A 12110-nucleotide genomic window follows, 5' to 3' on the forward strand; every position below is an offset into this window, starting at 1 on the left:
CGGTCGTCACGCTCACCAAGCAGATCACCACGGTTCTCGCAGGTCAAGCCGATGCCCGGTTTGCCGGAACCGCAGCCATGGAACCCCACTGGACAACCTCGCCGGCCACCTGCCAGAGTTGAATTAGAACGTGTTCTCGTTCGTGTCTTCAGTGTCCAGGGATTCTGTGAGGTGTCGATGTTCGAGTGGTCGCAAGAGGATCTGATGGTGCGCGACGCGGTGCGGGCGTTCGTGGACAAGGAGATCCGGCCGCACTCCGACGAACTCGAGACCGGAGCGCTCCCGCCCTACGACATCCTGCGCACGATGCTCACCACGTTCGGTGTCGACGCGATGGCCACCGAGTCGCTGGAGAAGGAACTGGCCGCGGAATCACGAGAAGAGTCGGTGGCCGCCGGTGCACCGAAACCGTCCGGCGGCGGTTCGGGCCTGATGAACTCGATGGCGCTGATCCTCAACATGGAACTGGCCGCGGCCAGCCTCGGCATGGTGGTGTCGCTCGGAGTCAGCGTGGGCCTGACGGTCTCGACCATCCGCTCCAAGGGCACCCTGGCACAGAAGAAGCGGTGGCTGCCGGAGCTGGTGACCCTGGAGAAGGTGGGCGCCTGGGCCATCACCGAACCCGACTCGGGCTCGGATGCCCTCGGCGGCATGAAGACCACCGTGCGCCGTGACGGCGACGGCTACGTGCTCAACGGCCAGAAGACATTCATCACCAACGGCCCGTTCGCCGACACCATCGTCGTCTTCGCCAAACTCGACGACGGGTCGGGGACACCGCCTCGCGAGCGCAAGGTCCTCACCTTCGTCCTCGACAAGGGCATGGAAGGTCTCACGCAGGGCAAACCCTTCAAGAAGATGGGCATCATGAGTTCGCCGACCGGAGAGCTCTTCTTCGACAACGTCCGACTCGGCCGCGACCGGCTGCTCGGCGAGACCGAGGACACCGGATCGAACAGCCGCGGCGACGACGGTGTGAAGGCCGGCTTCACCGCCGAACGCATCGGAATCGCGGCACTCGCGCTGGGCATCATCAACGAGGCGCAACGCCTGTCGATCGACTATGCGAAGTCGCGGAAGCTGTGGGGTCAGGAGATCGGCCGCTTCCAGCTGATCCAGCTCAAACTCGCCGAGATGGAGATCGCCCGGATCAACGTGCAGAACATGATCTTCAGTGCGATCGAGCGTGCGCGCGCGGGGTCACCGCTGAGCCTGGCGGAGGCGTCGGCGATGAAGCTGTACTCGTCGCGGGCGGCCACCGACGTGGCGATGGAGGCCGTGCAACTGTTCGGCGGCAACGGATACATGGCCGAGTACAAGGTGGAACAGCTTGCGCGCGACGCGAAATCGCTGATGATCTATGCGGGCAGCAACGAGATCCAGGTGACCCACGTCGCCAAAGGACTGCTCGCCGACTGACTTCTGCGCGCAGGATGTGGCGCAGCCGCCTCCCCGGTGCTTTTCAGCATGGCTGCTTCTTCCCGCGTGACTGTTTCCTTCCCGCGTCGCTGATTCCTTGCGCGGGAAGGAAATTGCGACGCGGGAAGGCGACCGCGGCCCGGGCGGGCAGGGTGCGAACGTGCGGGTGCGAACGTGCAGGTTACGCGCGGCCAGGGTCCGCGCGCTCACGCCCCGGTGACCAGGAGCACGATCAGCGCGAGGTTGAGCACCACGATGAGCACCGACGCGATCAGTGCGCTCACACGCAGCGGCAGGCCGTCGACGAATTCACCCATGAGTTCGCGGTCGCCGGTGAGCCGGCCCAGCGGAATGATCGCGAAGGGGATGCCGAAGCTCAGCACCACCTGGCTGAGCACCAGTGCCCAGGTGGGATCCACACCGATGGCCAGCACCACCAGCGCCGGGATCAGGGTGATCAGGCGGCGCGCGATCAGGGGCACCCGCACATACAACAGGCCGCTCATGATGGCCGAGCCCGCCGACGACCCGACCGACGTGGCGGCCAGCCCGCTGGCGAGCAACCCGATCGCGAAGATGGTGGCCACCGCAGGCCCCATCGCGTCCCGCACCGCGTCGTAGGCGCCCTCGATGGTGTCGGTGCCCTCCTTGCCCCGCAGGTTCTGGGCGGCCAGCAACAGCAGCGCGATGTTCACCGCGCCGGCCACCAGGAGTGCCACCGCGACATCCCACCGGGTGATCCGGATCAGGCGCCGTTTGCGCCAGGGTCGGTGATCGGAACCATGCCGGTCCACCACCAGCGACGAGTGCACGTAGATCGCGTGCGGCATCACCGTGGCGCCGAGCATCGACGCGGCCAGCAACACGGTCTCGGGTCCCTGTAGGCGTGGCACCAGACCTCCGAGTACCTCGCTCGGAGGCGGTGGATTCACGAACAGTCCCGCCACGAACCCGATCACGATGATCGCCAGGAGACCGAGGATGACCCGCTCGAAGACCCGCTGTTGCCGGGGATTCTGCAGCACCAGCATCGCCAGCGACACCGCACCGACGATCACGCCGCCGACCACCAGCGGCAGCCCGAACAGCAGTTGCAGGGCGATGGCCCCGCCGAGTACCTCGGCCAGGTCGGTGGCGATCGCCACCACCTCGGCCTGCGCCCAGTAGGCCAGACGGCCCCCGCGGCCGAGGCGTTCGCCGAGCAGGGCGGGCAGGCCGCGTCCGGTGACGATGCCGAGTTTGGCCGACTGATACTGGATCAGCATGGCGATCACATTGGCCACCACCAGCACCCAGGTGAGCAGGAAACCGTACCGCGACCCCGCGGTGATGTTGGCCGCCACGTTTCCCGGGTCGACGTAGGCGATCGCCGCCACGAACGCGGGTCCCAGCAGCAGCACGTTGCGGGCGAGGGCGCGGGGGCGTCGCACGGTCACGGTCGGCGGATCACCGCGCCGCTCCCGCTCACCGACCATGCCCACCTCTCCCAATCTCGCACACCGTCGAGCCGTATTCAAACCGAGCAAACAAAAAACTTAGGCTAACCGAAAACTGCCCGGGGCGTGCCGGTCGCCGCGCAAGATCACTGCATGAGCCGCCAGATCCGGTCGCGTGACATCGGCTGCTCGTAGGGCCGCACGCCGATCGCGCGGCGGATCGCGTTGGCCAGCGCCGGCGCCACCGGGTTGTAGGGCGATTCGCTCATCGACTTCGCGCCGTAGGGCCCCAGATCGTCGGCGGTCTCGGCGAAATACACCTCGGTGTCGGGGATGTCGGCCATCTGCGGCACCCGGTAGGTGCGGAACACGGGCGTGACGGGCACCCCCTTGCCGTCGAGCATGATCTCCTCGTACAACGACGACCCGATGGCCTGGGCGACGCCGCCCTCCACCTGCCCGCGGCACTGCGCCGGATTCATCACCGTGCCCGCGTCGGCGGCCTGCACCGACTGCAGGATCTGCACCGCGCCGGTCCCGGTGTTCACCGCCACCCGGAACGCCTGCACGTTGAACGCGATGGAGCGCAGCGCACCGCTCTCCGCACCGGTGGCCACCGCACGATCACCGTCACGGTGATCGGCGTCGACGGCGTCGACGAGTTCGGCGAAGTCCACCAACCGGTCACCGGCGAGCGCCCCGTCGGGGGTCAGGCGGATCTCGTCGGGTGCCAGCGCGGTGATCGACGACGCCGCGTCGAGCAACACGGTGCGCAGCGTGCTCGCGGCCCCGAACACCGCCTTGCCCGCCACCGTGGTGCCCGCCGATGCGAAAGCTCCTGTGTCATAAGCAGCTTCGTCGGTGTCGCCGTGATGCAGGCGAACCCGTGACGGGTCGGTGCCCATCGCGGTGGCCACGATCTGGGTGTGCACCGTGGTGGTGCCGTTGCCGAACTCGCTGGTCCCGACGCCGACGTGATAGGTGCCGTCGGGGGCGACCGCCACGGTGACGGTGGAGAAGTGACCGCGCGGCGCCATGGTGGCGATCGCCGCCAGGGCCATGCCCTCACCCACACGCCACTCGGATCCTGCGGGCGCATCGACACCGTTACCGCGGGCGAGCGCCTGCTGGGCGAGATCGAGGCACTGGTCGAGTCCGTAACTGCCGTAGACGAGATCGTCCTCGGGTTCGGGGTGGGCGATCAGCAGCGGATCGCCGTCGGCGACGGCGTTGCGGCGCCGCAGGTCGAACGGGTCCATCCCCAGTGCGAGCGCCAACTCGTCCATCGCGCACTCCACCGCGAGGATCACCTGCCCGAGGCCGTAACCGCGGAACGCACCCGACGGCGGGTTGTTGGTGTAGACCACCTCGGCGTCCACCCGTTTGACCGGGCTGTTGTACACCGACACCGATTCCGCGCAGGCATGGAACATCACACCCATCGAGTGGTTGCCGTAGGCGCCGGTGTCCGACAGCACGTCGACCTTCATCGCGGTCAGCGTGCCCTGTGCGTCGGCGCCGAGGTCGACGGACACCCGGAAGGGGTGGCGGTAGGTGGTGCGGGTCATCTCGTCGGTGCGGGTCATCTCGTAGCCCACGGGACGGCCCGTCCGCACGACCGCCAATGCCACCAGATCCTCGGTGAGCAGTTCCTGTTTGCCCCCGAAGCCGCCACCCACCCGCGCGCTGAACACGCGGATGCGGTCTGTGGGCATCTCCAGGAGCAGCGCGAGTTCGTCGCGCACCAGGAACGGCACCTGGGTGCTGGTGCGGATCACCAGCCGGCCGTCGTCGTCGAGCCACCCGATGGCGCCGTGGGTTTCCAACTGCGCGTGGGCCACCCGGCCGGTCTGCCAGGTGCCGCCGACGGTGATCGCCGACGCCGCCAGCGCCTCGTCGGCGTCACCGCCGAAGCCCTCGTGGAACGACGTGATCACGTTGCGGTCGGCTTCGAAGACCCGGTCCTCGGCGGTGCGGTCGGGGTGTATCAGCGGGGCGCCGGGCCGCCGCGCCTCCTCGGGGTCGAAGACGCCGGGCAGCAGTTCGTACTCCACGTCGATGAGGCGGCATGCCTCCTCGGCGGCGGCGGCGGTGTCGGCGACCACCGCGGCCACCCGCTGTCCGACGAACCGGACCACCGGATCGAGGACCAGGGTGTCGTCGGGATCGTCCGAGCGCATCTCGTGTCGCGCGGTGGAAAACCTTCTGGTGCTGACATTCTCATGCGTGAGCACCAGCGTGACCCCGGGCAGGGCCATTGCCGCGGTGGTGTCGATGGCGACGATGCGGGCGTGCGGATGCGGTGACGGCAACACCCGCAGGTACTGCATGCCGGGCACGGCCACGTCGAAGGTGTAGGGCTCGGTGCCCGTCACCACCCGACGGGCGGCGGGCGGATTGAGCGAGGTGCCCACCGTGCCGGCGGGTGCCGTATCGGTGGGCGCGGTGACGGCGCGGGCGGCGTCACCACAGGGGGCGCCGCCGCATGCGCCGGGGTCCGCACCCTGCCGGATCGCGTCGCGGATGGCGCGATACCCGGTGCAGCGGCACAGATTTCCCTTCATCCGCCGCGCCAGCTCGGCCGGGTCGGCCGCCGTGTCGGCATCGAGGGTGGAGGCGGTCACGATCATTCCCGCGGTGCAGAAGCCGCACTGGAATCCGAAGTTGTCGACGAAGGCCTGCTGCATGGGATGCAGGTCGTCGGCGGTACCGAGCCCCGACACCGTGGTCACCGACCGGCCGTCGATCCGCTGGGCGGGAAAGATGCACGAGTGCACCGGTGTACCGTCCACCAGCACCGAGCAGGCGCCGCAATCGCCTGCGTCGCAGCCCTTCTTGACCTCGAAGTGCGCCTCATCACGCAGGAACGTACGCAGACACTGTCCGGGTGCCGGATCGGCCTCGGTGGGTTCGCCGTTGATCTCGAATCTCATCGCGATTCCCCCTGGACTGCGTCCTCGTCGGGGTTCGGGTCCGCGTCGGCCGCCAGCTCGTCGCGAATCTGTTCGGCCAGGACCATCGACACCCCGCGACGCCAGTCGGCCGATCCGAGGGGATCGGTGTAATAGCCGTCGGCCGAACCGATGTCGGTGCGCAGCCGCCCCGCATCGGGGACGCCGTGGTACCGCAGCATGGTCGGCCATCCGGTCGCGGCAGTGATGCCGAACACGACGGTGTCGTCGGACTCGCGGCGCCCGGTGACCACCGCCCCGGAGCGGCCGAGCTCGGCCAGGGCGATCTTGCGGAAACCCGTGCGCGCACCCATCGCGTGAGCGGGAAAGTCGATGGCGCGCAGCACCTCTCCTGCCGCGAGCGTGTTGGTGCCGTTGCCGGTCACCAGGTCGGCGACGGGCACGGTGTAGTCGGTGCCGTCGGGCCGCCACACCAGCGCCACCGCGTCGAGTCCGGCGGCCAGCGAGACCATCGACGCCGCGGCGAACGACCGGCAGATGTTGCCGCCGACGGTGGCGACGTTCCAGATCTTGAACGACGCGAGTAGCGCGGTGGCGCACTGGAAGAACAGTGGCTGTGCGCGCCATCCGGGACGCGGCGGCAGGGCCGCGAGGGTGGCGATCGGGCAGGTCGCGGCGACGCGCAGCCCACCGTCGGGCAGGTCTTCGAGATCGGGCCAGCCCATGGTGGTGATGTCGACGACACCGGTCGACTCCACCTGCGGTTCGCTGAAAAACCATGTGCCCCCGGCCACCACGCGTTCGCCGGGGGCCAACGCGAGGTCGTCGCGGGTGGCGGCGTACCGGTAGGAGGCGATCGTGTGCAGATCCATCAGCGCGTCCCGTTCATCGTGTCGCCGGGCCTCATCGGGCTGCCCTGTCTCCTCGTGCTGCCCGGCCTCATCGTGCTGCCCTGTCTCATCGTGCTGCCCTGTCGAGCAGGCGCCGGTGTTCGGTGGCGACATCGGCGGCGATCGCCGTGGTGTCGACGGTGAGCATCTCGCCGTCGGCGACGATCTGTGTGCCGTTGACCCAGCTGGCCCTGATCGGGGGGATCGATCCGAGCACCAGCGCGGCGACGGGATCGTCGATGCCGGAGTGATCCACCGTGGTGAGATCCCACAACACCAGATCGGCGAGCTTGCCCACCTCGACCGACCCCGTCTCGGCGGCGCGACCGAGCACCCGCGCGCCCCCGATCGTGGCCAGTTCGATCGCGGTGCGGGTGGTGAGCGCGGTGGGGCCGCCCCGGGCGCGCGCCATCAACACCGCCTGATGTGCCTCCTCGAGCAGGCGGCACGATTCGTTCGACGCCGCGCCGTCCACACCCAGACCCACCGGCACACCGGCATCCACCAGGTCGCGGGTGCGGCAGATCCGGTTGCCCAGCCGCGCGTTGGAGGTGGGGCAGTGCGCCACGCCGGTCTGGGTGGCGGCCAGCCGCCCGATCTCGTCGTCGTCGAACTCGATGCCGTGGGCGAACCACACGTCGTCGCCGACCCATCCCACCGACTCCATGTACTGCAACGGCGTGGCGCCGAAATGCTCTGCGCAGTATGTGTTCTCGTCGAGCGACTCGGCGAGGTGGGTGTGCATCCGGACACCGAGTTCGCGGGCCAGCGCCGCCGACTGCGTGAGGAGGTCGGTGGTCACCGAGAACGGCGAGCAGGGTGCCAGCGCGATCCGCAGCATCGAATCCGGCGCGGGGTCGTGCCATCGGCTCACCGCGTCGTCACTCGCGGTGAGGATCTCGTCGATGGTCTGCACCACACTGTCCGGCGGCAGGCCGCCGTCCTTCTCCGAGAGGTCCATCGATCCGCGGGTGGGATGAAAGCGCATCCCGATGGTGGCGGCGGCATCGATCTCGGCGCCGAGCAGGTCGCCGCCCTCGGCGGGAAAGACGTAGTGGTGGTCGGTGGTCAGCGTGCACCCGGACAGCGCGAGTTGGGTGAGTCCGCCGAGCGCAGCGGTACGCACCGCCTGTTCGTCGATGCCGGCCCAGATCGGGTACAGCGTGGTGAGCCACTGGAACAGCGTGTGATCGGCGGCCAGTCCGCGGGTAACCCACTGGTACAAGTGATGATGTGTGTTGACCAGCCCTGGAGTGAGCACGCAGCCGCTGCCGTCCACGCGGGTGACGTTGTCGGGGACGTCGAGTTCCGCGGTGCGTCCGATGCCGGCGATCGTCGTGCCGTCGAGCAGAATCGAAGTGGCCGGCAATTCGCGTCGCTCGGAGTCGACGGTGATGACCTGGGCGTTCTCGATCAGGGTTGAGGGTGGCACGTCGTCACGCTACGACGAGCGGGTTACAGCGATATTGCGCACGCCACGGGCGGCGCGTCTGGCTGAGCTGTGACGGCGTGGTTCACTGGTCGATGACTGTCGTTACGATCGCTTTACCTGAGTTAACCCATTCGTAATGGACGGCCGGGTTTACTTAACCCCGCAAGCAAGATTGCACGTATCGCGATCAGGTCACTGGTCGGGCGCGTCGCGGGAGTGGTCTCCCCGTTCGAAAAGCGCGTGCGGTCTCACGGAGTTTCTTCGCCGTGACGATCGGGTACAGCGCAGTCCTCGCTCATCTCGCGGTTTCTGATCTCCGTGTCATCCCCTCCCGGCGGTGCCCGCCGCCGGTACACACAGGACACAACCATGAGCGTTCCCAACCTTGCTGAGCTACGTCAACGATTCTCCCGCAACGGATTCGACCCCGCCGAGACCACCGACATCGTGGCGGCGGAGCCGACTCCGACTCCGACGCCACCCGGCACCTCCGCCCCGACCGGAGAACCCACACCAGCCGGCCAACCCGATCCGGTGAATGCCGTGCTGCCGCCGCTGAAGCTGGTGCTCTACGCGGTGCAGCACCTGCTGGTGATGTACGCCAGCACCGTCACGGTGCCGGTGGTGGTGGCCGCGGCTCTGGACCTCTCGACCACCGACCTGGTGTACCTCGTCACCGCCGACCTGCTGTTGTGCGGCTTCGGCACCCTGCTGCAATCGCTCGGCATCTGGAAAGTGGGTGTGCGGCTGCCGATGGTGATCGGCGCCTCCTACACGGGTATCGCGCCGATGCTGATCATCGGTCAGGGCAGTGGCCTGCAGACCATGTACGGCGCGGTGCTGGTGGTGGGTCTGCTCACCATCGCGATCGCACCCCTGGTCAGCAAACTGATGCGGTTCTTCCCGCCGGTCGTCATCGGCACCACCATCCTGCTGATCGGCATCCAGCTCATCCCCGCCGGCGGCAAGATGATCGTCGGCGCCGACCCCGACGCCCCGAACTTCGGATCCCCCGCGGCCATCGGTCTCGCCGCGGCCACCGCACTGGCCATCCTGCTGTGCTACCGCTTTCTGCCCCGCTCGATCCGTCCCGTGTCGGTGCTCATCGGCATGATCATCGGTGTGGTGGTGGCCGCGCTCACCGGTTCGCTGTCGTTCTCCGGAGTCGGTGACTCACAGGCGTTCTCGTTCCCCGATCTGCTGCATTTCGGTGCGCCGCGCTTCGATCTGCTGGCCATCGCGTCGCTGGCGATGATCCAGATCGTGCTCGTCATCGAACTCGCCGGGCAGGTCAACGCGGTGGGCGAGACCGTCGGACAGAAGATCTCCGACAAGCGGCTGGCCGCCGCGGTGCGTGCCGACGGTGTGGTCACCGCGCTCGGCGGCGGTGTGTTCCAGTCGTTCATGTACGTCACCTTCGCCCAGAACGTCGGCATCCTGACCATCACCCGGGTGTTCAGCCGCTACGTCACGGCGGTCACCGGGGTCATGCTGATGTGCCTGGCCTTCTTCCCGGTGGTCGGCGAGGTGGTGGCGTCGATTCCGCGTCCGGTCCTCGGCGCTGCGGCGGTGGTCATGTTCGGCACCATCGCGGTGGTCGGTATCCGCATCCTGGGCCGGGTGGACTTCACGCAGAACTCCAACATCATCATCACCGCGGCTTCGCTCGGGGTGGCGCTGCTGCCCGGGATGATCCCCGGCTTCTACTCGGCGTTTCCGACGGCGGCCAAGCAGTTGCTGTCGAGTGGGGTGGCCGTCGGCATCTTCGTCGCGGTGCTGCTGAACCTGCTGTTCATGCTGGGTGAGCGCACGTCGGAGCACGCTGCGGAGTCCGTCGCGAAGTAGGTGGACAGGAGCCACGGGGGTGTGACGGACTCGTCACACCCCCGTGGTCTGTGTCAGGCGGTGATGTCGATGGGGGTGCCGTCGTCGGCCCACGCGTAGAGCCGTTTCATGGCGTCCGGCGGTACGTGGATGCAGCCCTGCGAACCCTGTGTCCGGTACCTGGCGAGATCGCCGTAGGGGAACTTCTGCCACGGAGAGTCGTGCAGCCCGATGTCGCCGACGATGTGCAGCCAGTAGTGCACGAACACGGTGTAACCCGGTCCGTTCAGTGTGCGGTCGGTGTCGTGGCTCTCGATCTTCCAGCGTCCCAGCGGGGTGCCCGCCCCGCGGTCGACGCTGCCGGTGGTGACCTTGATGTCGGAGACCGGCGCGCCGTTGAGGCACAACACCATCTGCTGCGCGGCCAGACCCACCACGATCTGCTTCCCGGACATGCCCGGCGTGCAACGCGGTGCGGCGGGCGCGGCGACGGCGTGCGATGCCGTGGTGTCCGGCGACGCCGCAGGTATGGGCGTGGAACCGGCGGATTCCCCTGGCCGACTGGTGATCCCGATCAGCATCGCGACGGTGACACCCAGCACGGCGACGGCCAGCACGGCGGGCCACGCGTATCCGAGGACCAGGGACCGGAGGCCGGACCCGGAATACGTCTTCTTGGTAACCGCTGTCATTTCGGACTCAACGGTACACCCCGGGATCGGCGCGGTAGGGAATGGAGTCGCTCACCGTGACGTCCACCCGGACGGGCCGGCCGATCCGGGGAAACGCGCGCTGCCGGCATGCGGGCCGGTCGCAGACCTTGCACCCCGCACCGATCGGCACCATCGTCCGCGCGTCGGTGAGGTCGACACCGGTGGAGTAGATGAGACGGTCGGCGTGGGCGAGGTCACAGCCCAGGCCGATCGCGAATGACTTGCGCTGGGTGAGGAATCCGTGTGCCTCGTCGACGGTGCGGGCCAGCCAGAAGTAGGAGCGCCCGTCGGGCATCTGCGACACCTGGGTGACGATCCTGCCCGGTGCGGCGAAGGCGTCGTGCACCACCCACAGTGGACAGCTGCCGCCGACGCGGGAGAAGTGAAACGCCGTCGCGGACTGCCGTTTCGAGATGTTTCCCGCCCGGTCGGTGCGCACGAAGATGAACGGGATGCCACGATCGCCGGGCCGCTGCAGCGTGGACAACCGGTGACACACCGTCTCGAATCCGACGTCGAAGCCGAGGCACAGCAGTTCGATGTCGTATCGCGCATTCTCGGCGGCGGTCCGAAAACGCTTGTACGGCAACAGCAAAGCACCGGCGAAGTAGTTGGCCAGGCCGACCCGGGCGACGGGCCGGGCCTCATCGCTCAGGTCGTCGGCGTCGGCGAGCACGGTGTCGATGAGGTCGGCCGCGGTGAGCAGCGCGAGCTGGGTGGCGAGCTGAAACGCGCGTTGGCCCGACGTGAGCCGGCCGGCGAGCTGCACGACGCGTCGCACCGGGTCGTAGGAACGTTTGGGCCGGTTCGCGGCGACGGCGGGGTCGGCGTCGTGCGCGATGGACACACCGATCCCGTAGTCGCGGTCGAGCACCGCGGCCAACTGCAGGTCGAGCCCGCCGATACGCAGTGCGTGACGATCGAACATCTCCTCGGCGGCGCGGTCGAGCACGTCGATGTGGTTCTTGCGGTCGTAGAAGAAGTCGCGCACCTCCTCGAAGGGCATCGGGGCCGCGGTCCGTGAGCCCGTCTCGGCCGATACCTGCGCACGGTATGTCTCGAGTTCGGCTTCGGCGGCACCGAGCCGCCGGTGCAGCGAGGCCAGGGTGGCGCCCACCGAGGGCATGCGCCCGACGAGCTCGGTGATCTCGGCGCGGGTCACCTCCCGTGCCTCCGGGTGTGCGGTGAGTGCCTCGACGAGATCGGCCACCAGCCGGGCGTCGGTGTCGGCCGCGAAGTAGTCGGCGTCGAGGTCGAACTCGCGGGTCAGGGCGAGCAACACCGGCACGGTGATCGGGCGCTGATCGTTCTCCAGCTGATTGACGTAGCTGGTGGATTTCTCGATCCGGCGCGCCAACGCGGCCTGCGAGAGTCCGTGCTCGTCACGCAGCCGCCGCAGTCTCGGTCCGACGAAAATGCGTTCCCGTGAGCTCTTCGCCGCATCCGACATGACGCAAGGGTAGCGAGCCGCGTGTTCGCAACGT

Annotated in this window: 8 protein-coding genes; 2 read left to right on the top strand and 6 right to left on the bottom strand. The window is 68.2% G+C overall.

What is annotated here, in order from left to right; translation table 11 throughout:
- Positions 1 to 177: 177 nt before the first annotated feature.
- Complete coding sequence (locus ACWDSI_RS03000; protein ID WP_449746063.1) at positions 178 to 1419, top strand: acyl-CoA dehydrogenase family protein; 1242 nt, start codon at positions 178 to 180, stop codon at positions 1417 to 1419.
- Positions 1420 to 1625: 206 nt separating this feature from the next.
- Here the strand turns inward: ACWDSI_RS03000 and ACWDSI_RS03005 are convergent, their stop codons facing one another.
- From ACWDSI_RS03005 to ACWDSI_RS03020, 4 genes are all read right to left on the bottom strand, one after another.
- Positions 1626 to 2894 carry an Nramp family divalent metal transporter gene (locus tag ACWDSI_RS03005; RefSeq protein ID WP_449746062.1) on the bottom strand — a complete coding sequence of 423 codons (1269 nt, stop codon included), beginning with the start codon at positions 2892 to 2894 and terminating at the stop codon, positions 1626 to 1628.
- 107 nt (positions 2895 to 3001) lie between these two features.
- On the bottom strand, positions 3002 to 5788 hold the full coding sequence (locus tag ACWDSI_RS03010) for a molybdopterin-dependent oxidoreductase (protein ID WP_449746061.1): 2787 nt from the start codon (positions 5786 to 5788) through the stop codon (positions 3002 to 3004).
- Positions 5785 to 6639: an FAD binding domain-containing protein gene (locus tag ACWDSI_RS03015; protein ID WP_449746060.1), complete on the bottom strand. Its 855-nt coding sequence runs from the start codon at positions 6637 to 6639 to the stop codon at positions 5785 to 5787. The genes ACWDSI_RS03010 and ACWDSI_RS03015 overlap by 4 nt, the downstream gene beginning before the upstream one ends.
- Positions 6640 to 6724: 85 nt before the next feature.
- Positions 6725 to 8089, bottom strand: coding sequence for an 8-oxoguanine deaminase (locus tag ACWDSI_RS03020; RefSeq protein WP_449755618.1), 1365 nt, complete (start codon positions 8087 to 8089; stop codon positions 6725 to 6727).
- 369 nt (positions 8090 to 8458) lie between these two features.
- Between ACWDSI_RS03020 and ACWDSI_RS03025 the strand changes: the two genes are divergently transcribed.
- Complete coding sequence (locus tag ACWDSI_RS03025) at positions 8459 to 9934, top strand: nucleobase:cation symporter-2 family protein (RefSeq protein WP_449755619.1); 1476 nt, start codon at positions 8459 to 8461, stop codon at positions 9932 to 9934.
- A gap of 53 nt (positions 9935 to 9987) precedes the next feature.
- Here ACWDSI_RS03025 and ACWDSI_RS03030 read toward each other — a convergent pair whose 3' ends face one another.
- Together ACWDSI_RS03030 and ACWDSI_RS03035 are read right to left on the bottom strand one after the other, a co-directional pair.
- Positions 9988 to 10605, bottom strand: coding sequence for a L,D-transpeptidase (locus tag ACWDSI_RS03030; protein ID WP_449746057.1), 618 nt, complete (start codon positions 10603 to 10605; stop codon positions 9988 to 9990).
- 7 nt (positions 10606 to 10612) lie between these two features.
- A complete protein-coding gene (locus ACWDSI_RS03035; RefSeq protein WP_449746056.1) occupies positions 10613 to 12076 on the bottom strand; it encodes a short-chain fatty acyl-CoA regulator family protein in 1464 nt (487 codons plus the stop codon).
- Between the last annotated feature and the right edge of the window lie 34 nt (positions 12077 to 12110).

The organism is Gordonia sp. NPDC003429 (assembly GCF_053588575.1).

Excerpts from the sequence above, each read along its gene's own strand:
- ACWDSI_RS03000 (WP_449746063.1), top strand. The coding sequence starts at position 178 with ATGTTCGAGTGGTCGCAAGAGGATCTGATGGTGCGCGACGCGGTGCGG.
- ACWDSI_RS03005 (WP_449746062.1), bottom strand. The coding sequence starts at position 2,894 with ATGGTCGGTGAGCGGGAGCGGCGCGGTGATCCGCCGACCGTGACCGTG.
- ACWDSI_RS03010 (WP_449746061.1), bottom strand. The coding sequence starts at position 5,788 with ATGAGATTCGAGATCAACGGCGAACCCACCGAGGCCGATCCGGCACCC.
- ACWDSI_RS03015 (WP_449746060.1), bottom strand. The coding sequence starts at position 6,639 with ATGGATCTGCACACGATCGCCTCCTACCGGTACGCCGCCACCCGCGAC.
- ACWDSI_RS03025 (WP_449755619.1), top strand. The coding sequence starts at position 8,459 with ATGAGCGTTCCCAACCTTGCTGAGCTACGTCAACGATTCTCCCGCAAC.
- ACWDSI_RS03030 (WP_449746057.1), bottom strand. The coding sequence starts at position 10,605 with ATGACAGCGGTTACCAAGAAGACGTATTCCGGGTCCGGCCTCCGGTCC.
- ACWDSI_RS03035 (WP_449746056.1), bottom strand. The coding sequence starts at position 12,076 with ATGTCGGATGCGGCGAAGAGCTCACGGGAACGCATTTTCGTCGGACCG.